Here is a 12,829-nt window from a genome sequence, read left to right on the forward strand (position 1 = left end):
ATTTTGCAATGTGCCAAAGAATAAATATTTGTTAGTTATCAACTTATTTGTAGAGCGTAGAATATGAATACTGCACCGCACGAACAAGTGAATAAAGGATTCTTGAATTCGTCGATATTGGCGAGATTGCCTAGCCATATTGATGTTCCAACATATGATCGCAGCCAGCTTAAGGCGGGAATTGTTCATATTGGTGTGGGTGGTTTTCATCGCTCGCACCAAGCTGCATATCTTAACGAGCTATTGAAGTCGCCGGGTTCAGAGCAGTGGGGAATATGTGGCGTCGGTTTGCTGGATTGTAATCGTGATTTGCGGGATATTCTCGTCAAACAAGATTACCTCTATTCTTTGGTGGTTCGTCATCCAAACGGGACAATTGATAATAAGATTATCGGGTCAATGATCGATTTTATTTTTGCACCGGAAGATAAGCAAAAAGTAATTGATAAATTAGCGCATAGTGATACCAAAATTGTCTCTTTAAGCATCACTGAAGGTGGTTATCATATCCATCCCGAGACCGGTGAGTTTGATTTTGATAATGACGATGTTCGCCATGACATTCAGAATCCAAATGACCCAAGAACAGCATTTGCTTATATCATTGCCGCCTTGAAAAAACGCATGGTCAGTGGCCTAGGCGCATTCACCGTACAGTCTTGTGACAATATTCAACATAATGGGGCGATCACGCGGAAAATGATAACGGCGTTGGCTGAGCGGCTAGATCCTAGCTTAAGTCAATGGATAGAAGAAAACGTCTCTTTTCCGAATGCGATGGTGGATCGCATTACACCAGTAACAAGCAAGTTAGATATTGCTTACGTAGAAAACACCTTTCAGGTAATCGACCAATGGCCAATTACCTGCGAATCATTTTCGCAATGGGTGATTGAGGATGATTTTTGCTGCGGCCGTCCGAATTGGGACCTAGTCGGGGCTCAGTTTGTAAGTGATGTTACGCCATTTGAGAAAATGAAAATCCGGCTACTGAATGCTGGGCATTCTGTCCTTGGTTTGCTTGGCTCTATTTATGGCTATGAAACGATAGACGAAACGGTGTCTGATGTGTGTTTCGCTCAGTACTTACGTGCGTTTATGGATCTAGAAGTAACGCCTTTGCTGGATGATCTAGATGGAATCGATTTAGATGGTTACAAAGACACTCTTATTGAGCGCTTTGCGAACCCAAATATTAAAGATAGTCTGGTTCGTATTTGCTCTGAGAGCTCCGCTAAGCTACCTAAGTTTTTGCTGTCTTCTATTTTCGAAAATATAGACAAGGGGCGAGATTCATCTCTCGCGATTTTAGTCATAGCGGCTTGGTGTTTTTACAGCGATAAAGCGCTTAATCAAGCCCAGCTAGCGATAACTATTCAAGATGAAATGGCTGTAGAGCTGGCTGCGTACGCGCAAAAAACCGCTGAAGATAAGCTTTCATTTTTGAGAAATCGTCATTTGTTTGGAAATCTAGTTGAGAATAGCGAGTTTACTCTTAATTATACGAAAGCAATTGATTCCTTGTATTCCCCCTCGAGTGACATACGAGAAATCATGAATCGTGTTCTCTCGGAAAAACACAGAATTGTAGCTGAAGAGGTGAGCTGATGGCAGGTTTAATTGTTGACAGAAAATCATCTGAAGCGCTTGTAGTAAGTTGTTTTGGTGAGGTGCTCTGGGACTATTTTGATAGTGGCAAACGCTTAGGTGGTGCGCCTCTCAATGTTTGCCTGCGCTTAAAAGCGTTGGGAGTAGATGCACATATATTAAGCGCAGTTGGTAGCGATGCGTTGGGCAATGAGTTGTTAAGCGATATAAAAGAACGCGGCTTAGATTCTGACTTAGTAATAGTTAATCCGAATAAAAAAACAAGTACTGTTGAGGTTATTCTCGATAAGGGTGGGTCGGCAACGTACGAGATTGCTACAGATACTGCTTGGGATAATATTGAACTAACACCTAAGATTGCCGAGCGTGTTGCGTCGTCAGATATATTTGTTTTTGGAAGTTTGGTCGCGCGCAGCGAGGTTTCCCTCAATACCTTGCGGCAGTTAGTCAAATGTTCTGTTTACAAAGTTTTTGACGTTAACCTGCGAAAACCACACTATGCGCTTGATACTCTAGTAGAGCTGATGAACGTAGCCGATTTTATAAAACTTAATGATGATGAGTTATTTGAAATTGCGGGTGCAATGGGGTCGAAATTTAATTCCTTGGAACAGAATATTGAATTTATAGCGAATAAAACTAATACCTCTAATATATGCGTCACTAAGGGCCGGCACGGCGCCCTGCTTAAAGTAGGTGACATAACCTACTACAACTCCGGTTTTTTAATTAATGTAGCGGATACCGTTGGCGCGGGAGATTCTTTTCTAGCCTCGTTGATTTATCAGTTAAGTGTTAGCAAAGATGCGCAATATGCTGTTGATTTTGCATGTGCGGTTGGTGCGTTGGTAGCGCAGAATCATGGAGCAACGCCCAAAATTTCAATTCACGAAATTCAGAAATTTATGAATCCTGCATAGATAGAGATGCCGAGAACGCTAACTAATAATAAGCATCCGTATCTAAATTTAATATTATAGGAAATTACCCATATGTCGGTTTCGTTAGTTAATAGGGCGTTTTTACCGGTGCTCCAGCAGGATTTCTCGCGGCTGGAATCGATACATATGCGCGATTTATTCGCGCAAGATCCGCGGCGGGTTGAGCGCTATTCCCTTGCTGCGGCAAATCTCTTTCTTGACTACTCAAAAAATCGCATTGATGACGAGGCCTTAGATCATCTTTTTGAACTGGCGGCGGCTTCGGAGCTGGGTGCGGCGCGAGAGGCGATGTTTACTGGTCAGGCTATTAACAACACTGAAGACCGAGCTGTTTTGCACACAGCTTTGCGTTATAGCGGTCCGGATTCGATTGCGGCAGAGGGCGTCAATGTTATGCCAGCGATACGCGAGCAGCGGCAGCGCCTTGCTGATTGCGCTCGCGCGGTGCGCAATGGCCAGTGGCTGGGTGCCACCGGCGAGGTGATTCGTGACGTTGTTAATATCGGCATCGGTGGCTCGGACCTTGGCCCTGCGATGGTGACGCAAGCGCTAGCGCCTTATTGTCGCAGTGGCCCTAAAATGCACTTTGTATCTAATGTTGATCCGGTGCTGATTTGCGATATTTTGTCTGATTTAAACCCTGCCACTACTTTGTTCATTGTCGCGTCGAAGACCTTCACAACCCAAGAGACCTTGGCTAATGCGGGACTGGCAAAACGGTGGTTGGCTGCGGGATTAGATTTGGCTGTGGACGATAATAGTTTGCAGCAGCATATGCTTGCCGTTACTGCACGCCCGAGCGCAGCCAAGGCGCTTGGCTATCTGGACGCGAACATATTCTGTTTTTGGGATTGGGTGGGCGGGCGCTATTCACTGTGGTCTGCAGTGGGGCTGCCAATCGCAATCGCAATTGGCCCTGAGGGGTTTGACGAGTTGTTGGCAGGTGCTGAGGAAATGGATGAGCATTTCCGGTCGGCACCACTGAAAGAGAATATGCCGCTCGTTCTGGCCGTACTGGGTATTTGGTACCGTCAATTTTTTAACTCGCAAAGCTATGCTGTGCTGCCGTATAGCCAGCGTTTAGCGCGCTTACCTGCCTATTTGCAGCAATTGGATATGGAGAGTAACGGTAAGTCGATTCAAAAAGATGGTGCTCCGGCGAGCTGGGCAACGGGACCGGTGATCTGGGGTGAGCCGGGCACGAATGGGCAGCACGCTTTCTACCAATTAATCCATCAAGGCCAAGATCTCATTCCCTGTGATTTTCTTGTTCCGACTTCGCACGAGGCGCCAGAACATGCCGAGCAACACCAAATACTTGTCGCTAATGCAGTGGCACAAGCCGAGGCTTTGATGTGCGGTAAATCAGCGGAGCAGCTTCGAGCGGAACTTGCCGAGTGCTCGCTGGCGCCAGATAAGCTCGATTTACTTGTCGCGCATAAGACAATGCCGGGTAACCGGCCTAGCAATTGCTTGTTAATACCTGAGCTGAGTCCAAAAGTACTTGGGAGCCTAATCGCGCTTTATGAGCATAAGGTATTTTGCCAAGGTGTTATTTGGGGCCTTAACTCCTTTGATCAATGGGGTGTAGAGTTAGGCAAACAGTTGGCATCGCGGATATGTAGGGAGATGTGCGGTGAGGATTCAGTTGGCGCGCGGCATGACCCCTCTACTGAAGCCCTCTTGGCGCGCCTGTCTGCGGAGGTGTGTTAATTCAGTATGCTAGTTACACAAGCTTTTGTGTAATAAAATTACATTTAAATATTATTTAGTGGTTTTTTGTGTATATTGGTTAATTTAGTTAATTAAAATTTGATCCAGTGTAGCCTTGCCATATGATGATGGAAGGCTGACCCAGTGAGGATAAATAGCGTGCTTAACGAAGTTATCAACAAGGTCACCCAAGCGGTAATCGAGCGCAGTGCAGCAAGTCGGCAAGCGTATCTTGAAAAAATTCGTCGCGCCCATCGCCCCGGTGTGTCGCGGGGGCATTTATCCTGCGGTAATTTAGCGCACGGTTTTGCCGCTTCAGATGCTCATGACAAGTCTGCACTGGCGATAGATCGCGCGGCGAACTTTGCCATTGTCTCTTCTTATAACGATATGTTGTCGGCCCACCAGCCGTTTCAGGATTACCCCGCGCAAATTAAAGCGGCGGCTCGCGAGTTGGGCGCCGTAGCTCAGTTCGCTGGTGGGGTGCCGGCGATGTGCGACGGCGTAACCCAGGGGCGAGAGGGCATGGAGCTGTCGCTCTTTAGTCGCGACAATATTGCGATGGCGGCTGGCGTTGCGCTTTCTCACGATATGTTTGATGGCGTTTTATGTCTTGGTGTGTGCGACAAGATTGTACCTGGCTTGGCAATTGGTGCGCTGGCCTTTGGGCATTTGCCCTGTTTGTTTGTACCCGCAGGGCCGATGGAGTCGGGGCTGCCCAACGCGGAGAAAAGCCGTATTCGCCAGCTTTACGCGGAAGGCAAGGTAGGGCGAGCGGAATTGCTCAAGGCGGAAAGTGAGTCTTATCACAGCGCCGGTACCTGCACCTTTTACGGCACCGCAAATAGCAACCAAATGCTCATGGAAATTATGGGCATGCAGTTGCCCGGCAGTTCGTTTATTAATCCGGGCACGCCGATGCGCGAAGCAATGACCAAGGCGGCGGTTGCTACGCTGAATACATTGTCGCCGCTATCGCCGGAGTTTTTGCCGCTCGGTGAGATGATTGATGAAAAGAGCATTATCAACGGTATTATTGGCTTGTTGGCAACCGGTGGCTCAACTAATCACACCATCCACCTCGTCGCCATTGCCCGCGCAGCTGGGGTAATTATTAATTGGCAAGACATGGCCGAGCTGTCGGAAGTGGTGCCCTTGTTGTGCCGGATTTACCCTAATGGCTTAGCCGATGTAAATCATTTTCAGGCTGCCGGCGGCATGCCGCTATTAATTAAAGAATTGCTGGATAACGGGCTGCTTCATAACGATGTGAGCACGGTCGCTGGTGCAGGTGGCATGCGGCGTTATTGCAAAGAGCCCTTTTTAGATCAGGATGGCAGTTTAGTGTGGCGCGATGGGCCGACAGTCAGTTTGGACGCAGAGATTATCGCCACAGTCGAAAAGCCCTTTAGCAAAGAAGGGGGCTTGCGCTTGTTGCAGGGCAACCTTGGTCGCTCGGTGATTAAAACCTCGGCAGTCAAGCCCGAGTATCGAGTCTTAACGGCGCCTGCGGTTATTTTTAATGACCAAGATGAAATGAAGGCCCGCTTTGATTCTGGTGATCTTAATCGCGATTTTATTGCGGTTGTTCGTTTTCAAGGGCCCAAGGCGAATGGTATGCCTGAGCTCCACAAGCTAACGCCATTGCTTGGTGTGTTGCAGGACCGTGGCTACAAGGTTGCTCTGGTAACGGACGGTCGTATGTCTGGGGCGTCGGGCAAGGTGCCTGCGGCAATTCATTTAAGCCCAGAGGCCCTTGATGGTGGCCCAATAGCGCGGTTGCGTGACGGCGATATGATCGAGTTCGACGCCGAACGCAGTGTCTTGCGGGTACTTGACGAATCTGTGTTCGAGCGGCCGGTAGCGATTTACGCCGGTGGCCATCAAGAGGGCATGGGGCGCGAGTTATTCTCTTGTTTTAGAAAATTAGTGAGTGATGCCGAACACGGTGCGTCGGTAATGGATATGTAGTTGCCCACGGTTGCTAGGAAGCCTTCGGTTATGCGCCCTTGTTGGTGACTGACCTCGTAAATAATTAGGAAATGGTATGACAGAGCCCTTTGATATTGTCATTTTTGGTGGTGCTGGCGATCTCTCGTTTCGTAAGCTTATTCCCGCGCTGTATCGCAGTTATTGCGAGGACAAATTGCCCGCTAGCTCAAGGGTGATTGCCTGTTGCCGAAATGCGCAAGAGCAGTCGGCATACCTGCAGCACGCTGATGAGGCCCTGCAGGAGTACTTAGCTGAAGGCGAGTACAGAACAGAGGCGGCGCAAGCGTTTATTGAACATGTATATCCGGTAGAGCTTGATATTACTGAGTCGGGTGCTTTTTGGCAGGCAATGGCCGAGCTATTAAACGAATATCGCCAGCGGGTGCGGGTGTATTACTTAGCCATTCCGCCCGCTATTTTTGGCGTTTGCTGCCAGAACCTTGCTAAATATGAGTTAGTCGATGAGCGTAGTCGTGTGGTGGTGGAGAAGCCTCTGGGCTATAACGCGGATACAGCCAATGCGATTAATGAGGAGATTGCCCGTTATTTTGATGAATCGGCTATCTACCGCATCGATCATTACCTAGGCAAAGAAACCGTTCAAAACTTAATGGCGTTGCGCTTTACCAATGTTATTTTTGAACAATTGTGGGACGCCAAATCCATTGACCATGTTCAAATTAGCATCTCTGAAACCGTTGGCTTGGAAGGGCGCGCCGGCTTTTACAATGAAGCCGGTGCGCTACGCGATATGGTGCAAAACCATCTGCTTCAGTTACTGTGTTTGGTGGCTATGGAATCGCCCCACAAGATGAAAGCCAGCAGTATCCGCGCTGAAAAAGTAAAAGTATTAGAGTCGTTACGACCAATGCGCGGTGACGACGTAAAACGGCATACCGTGCGTGGCCAATACGTTGCCGGCAACCATAAAGGCAAATTGGTGCCCGGCTATCTTGAAGAGTTGGCCGAGGCGCAGAGCAATACCGAAACCTTTGTGGCCCTGCGCGCCTATGTCGACAATTGGCGCTGGGCGCGGGTGCCATTTTACCTGCGTACCGGCAAACGCATGAAGCAGCGTTGTGCCGAGATTGTTATTCAATACAAAGAGGTTTCTCATCGCGTTTACGATCGTGATGCGGGTGCCTTGGCGCCAAACCGCTTAGTTATTAGATTGCAGCCAGAAGAAAGCATTCAGCTCACTATGATGGCCAAAGATCTCGACACCTTGGATATGCGTCTGCAGCCCGCCACCCTCAATCTTAATTTTTCCGACACCTATAAAAAGTTTAAAAGCGACGCCTATAAGCGCTTGATTCTCGATGCGGTGTCGGCCAATCCGAGCTTGTTTATTCATCGCGATGAAGTGGCCCATGCCTGGGCTTGGATAGATCCAATTATTGATGCCTGGCAATCAGATGCTCAGGATCCGCATTTGTATAGGGCTGGAACGTGGGGGCCAGAGGAATCTGACGAGCTGCTCGCCGAAGATGGTTTTAAATGGTTTAACGCTGGAGAGCAGCATTAATGGCGGCGGTCGAGTATTGCTTTGACGAGCGACAATCCTTAGTGACAGCCGTGGCGGATCACATTAGTGAGCTGCTTAATGAGGCGATTATCGAGCGAGGCTCAGCAAGTTTTTTGGTATCGGGTGGAAGTAGTCCACAAGCGGTTTATGAAGCACTTGCGGAGCGTCAGCTCGATTGGTCTAAGGTCGTAGTGGCGCTTGTCGATGAGCGCTGGGTGACGCCAGAGCACGCTGCAAGCAATGAGGCGTTTATCCGCCGGTCCTTGTTGCAGAGCCGCGCTGCAGCAGCGAGGTTTATTGGTATGAAAACGGCGGCTCACTCAGCTGAAGCAGGCTTACAAGACTGCGAAACGCGGTTTGCTGCGCTACCGCCTAAGGCTGATGTGTGCCTGTTAGGAATGGGCAGTGACGGTCACACCGCATCGCTATTTCCCCATGGCGAGGGACTGGCGCATGCAATGTCATTGTCAGGCGATGCGCGTTGCGCGGTAATACACGCGCAGCAGAGTGAAGTGACTGGCGCCCACACTGAGCGTATGAGCTTAACGTTGCCCTATTTGTCGGCGGCTCGGCAGCGAATTTTGCTTATTACTGGCAGTGAAAAATATGCGGTGTATTGCGCAGCAAAGGCCAGCAGCGACTTTATGTCGACACCGGTCAGCGCAGTGTTAAATACCGATGTGGATGTGTATTGGGCCCCGTAATTACTTTTTTTTTATTTTGAATAGTGGAATTTAAAAATGCGCAACTTAGATGAAATTATGGATCTGTGCCCGGTCATTCCGGTTATTGTTATTGATCGTGCAGAAGACGCCGTGCCATTGGCAACTGCGCTTTACAACGGCGGCCTTAAAGTACTTGAGGTTACTTTGCGAACAGAGTTTGGTTTGGCGGCAATTAGTGCTATTCGCAAGGCATTACCTGATGCAGTGGTTGGTGCCGGTACGGTAGTTACCGCTGAAGACGTGCGCAATGCCAAGGAAGCCGGTGCGGAATTTTTAGTAAGTCCGGGCTGTACATTGACGCTGCTTGAAGCCGCTCGCGCCGAAGGTATTCCCTTGTTGCCAGGGGTGAATAGTCCGAGCGAGGCAATGTTATTGCTCGAACAGGGCCAGCGCCACCTAAAATTTTTCCCGGCTGAGGCTGCGGGCGGGGTGCCCATGTTGAAGTCGATATTAGGGCCATTGCCACAATTGCGCTTTTGTCCAACGGGCGGCATAAATCCCGATAACGCGATGGAATATCTTAGCTTGGCCAATGTTGCCTGTGTTGGCGGTACCTGGATGCTGGATAAAGCGGCGATAGCAGCGGGCGATTGGGCTGAAATAGAACGCCTGTCACGCATGGCTGCGGGACTGGCGGCGTAATGGATTTAGGGCTTACTGTTTTTTGAGGTTTTGCGCTCAGCGCTTGCCTTACGCTTGGTAGTATCGAGGCTGTGTTTCACTTTTGTTAGTTGGGCTTCGGCGGCGGGACCCTGAGCGAGGGCTAAGGCCGTCGCTATTATATCGATGATGGTTAAGATAATAATTCGAGTGGTCATCGGTACGTAAATGGTAGTGTCTTCCAGCTCGTCACCAGAAGTAATGGTGATATCGGCCAGTTTGGCTAATGGCGAATCGGGATTAGTAATCGTGATCAGGGTCACTTGGCTTTGTTTCGCCAATTCGGCTATTTCAATCATAGCGTTGGTGCGGCCGGTTACTGAGAATATTAAAAAACAGTCTTTTGACGAAGCGCCAGCGGCGGCCATTCGCATCATTAGATGGTCGTCGTAGGCTACGGTGGGAATCCCAAGACGAAATAGTTTATGTTGCGCATCTTTGGCGATGGCGGCGGCTCCGCCCATGCCTGCAATAATAATTTGCCGCGCACCGCTCATGGCTTTAACCGCGGCATCTATCGATTGAGTGTCGAGGTGACTGCGCAAATATTCAAGTGCCGCTTGATTGGCGTTAATGCGTTTTTCGATAACGGTATGGGCTGTATCGCCTTTTGATACCGCTTCACTAATAAAGCTGGCGCGGTGGGCTAGGGCTTTAGCAAGTTGTACTTTAAGTTCCGGAAAGCTGTTGCAGCTCACGCTGCGGCAAAAGCGCGACACCATAGGGTCACTGACTCCCGCACGGCTAGCAAGCTCGGCGGTTGCCATATTCATCGCCTCTTCGGGCGCCGCCAAAATTTCATCTGCGACCTTGGCCTCGGCTTTACTGAGCTGATCACGCTGAACTTTGATTAAATGCAGAATGTTCATTATCTAAATTCCGGTGTTTGGCGGCGGTCGACCGCGAAGATAAATATGCCACGGAGCGCAGCATTACCTGAAACACTAATGTTTTCAACAAGCTGGTGATCTTATCCAAAGACTTCGAGGTGCTTATACTACAATTAGTGTAATTTTATTACATTAAGTTGTTTTATTTGTCTTTTGTAGATGTTACCTTGTAATTAAATAACATTAACACGTTCGGGAAAGGTATTGGCTATGAAGATCCGCGCTGCAATAAATGGTTATGGCCGTATAGGCAGAAACATTCTTCGTGCTCTCTATGAGTCTGGTTATAGCGATTCTGTAGAGCTAGTGGCAATTAACGATCTCGCCGACAACACCACAAATGCTCATCTAACACGCTACGATTCTGTGCACGGTCGCTTCAATGGGAAGGTCGAGACGGCCGACGGCGCCTTAATGGTGAACGGTGATCGAATCCTTACCTTTGCTGAGCGCGATCCCGCGAAATTGCCGTGGGACGATCTGGCCATTGATGTGGTTTTTGAATGTACCGGCTTGTTTACGTCTCGGGACAAAGCCGCTGCACATATCCGTGCTGGGGCACGCAAAGTTATTGTATCGGCGCCCGCCAGCGGCGTGGATGCAACCGTTGTCTACGGCGTAAACGACCAGGTGTTAAATGCGCGCAGCGAGGTGATCTCTAACGCATCATGCACAACAAATTGCCTCGCACCTGTTGCCAAAGTGCTTAACGACGGCCTTGGTATTGAGCAGGGCTCCATGACCACTATTCACGCCTTTACCAATGACCAAAACTTACATGATGTTTACCACGCCGATCTTTATCGGGCGCGTGCGGCAGGGCAGTCGATGATTCCATCTAAGACTGGCGCTGCGCAGGCGGTTGGCTTAGTACTTCCTGAGCTGGCCGGTAAGCTGGACGGCATGGCGGTGCGGGTGCCAACGATTAATGTTTCCCTAGTTGATTTTAATTTTTTGGCGAGTCGAGACACCTCTATTGAGGAGGTGAACAGTCTGATCAAGGCGGCGGCCGACGGCCTGATGTCGGGTATTTTGGTTTACAACGACGAGCCGCTGGTATCGATTGATTTTAATCATCAGCCAGCATCGTCCATATTTGATTCATTGCAAACCCGCGTAAATGGCCGGATGGTTAAGGTGATGGCGTGGTATGACAATGAGTGGGGTTTCTCAAATCGAATGCTGGATAACTGCTTAGCGTTGATGGCTGTGGCAAAACCTGCAGTAAACAGTAGAGGAAGTCACGCCGCATGATTCGCCGCACCAAGATTGTTGCCACCCTAGGCCCAGCTACCGACGGCGAAGGTGTGCTAGAAAAGCTAATACTTGCTGGTGCCAATGTGGTTCGGCTTAATTTTTCCCACGGCTGCCCAGCCGACCACCGCCGTCGCGCCGAAGAGGTTAGGGCCCTGGCAAAACAGCATCGTCGGAGTGTCGCTGTGCTGGGTGATTTGCAGGGGCCTAAAGTCCGAATATCGCGTTTTTCTGCAGGATCAGTAACACTTGAAAACGGTCAAATTTTTACTCTGGATGCGAGCCTGCCGAGTGACGGTGGTAGCATTGACGGCGTAGGTCTTGATTACACTAGCCTGCCTGATGAAGTCGCAATTGGTGACAGGCTGCTGTTGGACGACGGTCGCATAGTGCTGGAGGTTGAGCAAAAATTAGGATCCAAAATTATTACACAGGTCATCGTGGGTGGCAGTCTTTCGAACAACAAAGGCATTAATTTGGAAGGTGGCGGTCTAGCGGCCAGCGCGCTGACTGAAAAGGATTTTGCCGATATTTTGCTCGCGGCCGAGATCGACGTGGACTATCTCGCCGTATCGTTCGTGCGCAGTCCAGACGACTTGCACCGCGCCCTCAAAGCACTTGTTGATGCTGGCGGCAAAGCCGGCATTGTAAGCAAGATTGAGCGGGCTGAAGCCGTGGCCGATCTCGACCTACTGGACGATATTATTCGCGCCTCAGATGTGGTGATGGTTGCTCGTGGCGACCTTGGTGTTGAAATTGGCGACGCTGCCTTGATTGGTGTGCAGAAGTATTTGATAAAGCGCAGTCGCGCATTACAGAAAGTGGTAATCACCGCGACGCAAATGATGGAGAGTATGATCGATAGTCCGCTGCCGACCCGTGCCGAAGTATTTGATGTGGCTAACGCTGTTTTAGATGGTACCGACGCGGTGATGCTTTCCGGCGAGACTGCGGCCGGGCGCTTCCCTGTTGAGGCGGTCGCGGCGATGGATCGGGTTATCCTCGGCGCAGAAAAACATCCCGAATCGCGGGTGTCGTCGCACCGCTTGCATGAAAACTTTGTTGCGGCCGATGAGTCCGTTGCCATGGGGGCGATGTATATTGCCAACCATATGCAAGGCGTGACTGCGATTATCAGCTTAACGGAAACCGGAAATACACCGCTGCTAATGACCCGTATTTTTTCCGATATACCGGTATTTGCGTTTACACCGAACGCGAAAACCGAAAGCCGCGTTGCTCTGTATCGCAACGTTATACCAATAAGCTACCAAGTTGCCGATGTTCCCGCAGACAAAATAAATGAGAGTGTGGTTTCCGAACTGCTTCGTCGCGGCTTGGTTGCAGAAAGGGATTGGGTGATTCTCTCGAAAGGGGATTACAACAACGTTCATGGTGGCACTAACACCATTAAGATTGTCAATGTGGGTGACCGCTTGGGCTAGGGAGGTCCATTGCTGTCTGTCAGGTCTGTTGTCTCACATTTTTATATCGCGCCTATGGCGCGATTTTTTTCCTACA

Annotated in this window: 10 protein-coding genes; 9 read left to right on the forward strand and 1 reads right to left on the reverse strand. The window is 49.6% G+C overall.

Annotation, left to right across the window (positions count from 1 at the left end; genetic code table 11):
• The first annotated feature begins 63 nt into the window (after window positions 1-63).
• The 7 genes from AB4876_RS00235 to AB4876_RS00265 all read left to right on the forward strand — a co-directional run bounded on the left by AB4876_RS00235 (window position 64) and on the right by AB4876_RS00265 (window position 9,146).
• On the forward strand, window positions 64-1,608 hold the full coding sequence (locus tag AB4876_RS00235; RefSeq protein WP_368379650.1) for a mannitol dehydrogenase family protein: 1,545 nt from the start codon (window positions 64-66) through the stop codon (window positions 1,606-1,608).
• The gene (locus AB4876_RS00240) at window positions 1,608-2,528 is read left to right on the forward strand and encodes a carbohydrate kinase family protein (protein WP_368379651.1); all 921 of its coding nucleotides are present in this window, start codon (window positions 1,608-1,610) and stop codon (window positions 2,526-2,528) included. Before AB4876_RS00235 ends, AB4876_RS00240 begins: the two co-directional genes overlap by 1 nt.
• A gap of 72 nt (window positions 2,529-2,600) precedes the next feature.
• Window positions 2,601-4,262 carry a glucose-6-phosphate isomerase gene (gene pgi, locus AB4876_RS00245; RefSeq protein ID WP_368379652.1) on the forward strand — a complete coding sequence of 554 codons (1,662 nt, stop codon included), beginning with the start codon at window positions 2,601-2,603 and terminating at the stop codon, window positions 4,260-4,262.
• Between the two features lie 159 nt (window positions 4,263-4,421).
• On the forward strand, window positions 4,422-6,233 hold the full coding sequence (gene edd / locus AB4876_RS00250) for a phosphogluconate dehydratase (protein WP_368379653.1): 1,812 nt from the start codon (window positions 4,422-4,424) through the stop codon (window positions 6,231-6,233).
• A 76-nt stretch (window positions 6,234-6,309) separates the two neighbouring features.
• Window positions 6,310-7,779: a glucose-6-phosphate dehydrogenase gene (zwf, locus tag AB4876_RS00255; RefSeq protein WP_368379654.1), complete on the forward strand. Its 1,470-nt coding sequence runs from the start codon at window positions 6,310-6,312 to the stop codon at window positions 7,777-7,779.
• Window positions 7,779-8,483, forward strand: a complete 705-nt coding sequence (gene pgl / locus AB4876_RS00260) for a 6-phosphogluconolactonase (protein WP_368379655.1) — start codon at window positions 7,779-7,781, stop codon at window positions 8,481-8,483. The genes zwf and pgl overlap by 1 nt, the downstream gene beginning before the upstream one ends.
• A gap of 36 nt (window positions 8,484-8,519) precedes the next feature.
• Window positions 8,520-9,146: a bifunctional 4-hydroxy-2-oxoglutarate aldolase/2-dehydro-3-deoxy-phosphogluconate aldolase gene (locus AB4876_RS00265; protein WP_368379656.1), complete on the forward strand. Its 627-nt coding sequence runs from the start codon at window positions 8,520-8,522 to the stop codon at window positions 9,144-9,146.
• A gap of 5 nt (window positions 9,147-9,151) precedes the next feature.
• Here AB4876_RS00265 and AB4876_RS00270 read toward each other — a convergent pair whose 3' ends face one another.
• Window positions 9,152-10,033: an SIS domain-containing protein gene (locus AB4876_RS00270; RefSeq protein WP_320838344.1), complete on the reverse strand. Its 882-nt coding sequence runs from the start codon at window positions 10,031-10,033 to the stop codon at window positions 9,152-9,154.
• A gap of 231 nt (window positions 10,034-10,264) precedes the next feature.
• On the opposite strand from AB4876_RS00270, the gene gap reads away from it, so the two are divergent.
• Window positions 10,265-11,308, forward strand: a complete 1,044-nt coding sequence (gene gap, locus AB4876_RS00275; RefSeq protein WP_320838345.1) for a type I glyceraldehyde-3-phosphate dehydrogenase — start codon at window positions 10,265-10,267, stop codon at window positions 11,306-11,308.
• Window positions 11,305-12,753, forward strand: coding sequence for a pyruvate kinase (pyk, locus tag AB4876_RS00280; RefSeq protein ID WP_368379657.1), 1,449 nt, complete (start codon window positions 11,305-11,307; stop codon window positions 12,751-12,753). Before gap ends, pyk begins: the two co-directional genes overlap by 4 nt.
• Window positions 12,754-12,829: the final 76 nt, after the last annotated feature.

The sequence above is a fragment of the Zhongshania guokunii genome (assembly GCF_040892635.1).
Classification (GTDB): Bacteria; Pseudomonadota; Gammaproteobacteria; order Pseudomonadales; family Spongiibacteraceae; genus Spongiibacter; species Spongiibacter guokunii.

Excerpts from the sequence above, each read along its gene's own strand:
- AB4876_RS00235 (WP_368379650.1), top strand. The coding sequence starts at position 64 with ATGAATACTGCACCGCACGAACAAGTGAATAAAGGATTCTTGAATTCG.
- AB4876_RS00240 (WP_368379651.1), top strand. The coding sequence starts at position 1,608 with ATGGCAGGTTTAATTGTTGACAGAAAATCATCTGAAGCGCTTGTAGTA.
- pgi (WP_368379652.1), top strand. The coding sequence starts at position 2,601 with ATGTCGGTTTCGTTAGTTAATAGGGCGTTTTTACCGGTGCTCCAGCAG.
- zwf (WP_368379654.1), top strand. The coding sequence starts at position 6,310 with ATGACAGAGCCCTTTGATATTGTCATTTTTGGTGGTGCTGGCGATCTC.
- pgl (WP_368379655.1), top strand. The coding sequence starts at position 7,779 with ATGGCGGCGGTCGAGTATTGCTTTGACGAGCGACAATCCTTAGTGACA.
- AB4876_RS00265 (WP_368379656.1), top strand. The coding sequence starts at position 8,520 with ATGCGCAACTTAGATGAAATTATGGATCTGTGCCCGGTCATTCCGGTT.
- AB4876_RS00270 (WP_320838344.1), bottom strand. The coding sequence starts at position 10,033 with ATGAACATTCTGCATTTAATCAAAGTTCAGCGTGATCAGCTCAGTAAA.
- gap (WP_320838345.1), top strand. The coding sequence starts at position 10,265 with ATGAAGATCCGCGCTGCAATAAATGGTTATGGCCGTATAGGCAGAAAC.
- pyk (WP_368379657.1), top strand. The coding sequence starts at position 11,305 with ATGATTCGCCGCACCAAGATTGTTGCCACCCTAGGCCCAGCTACCGAC.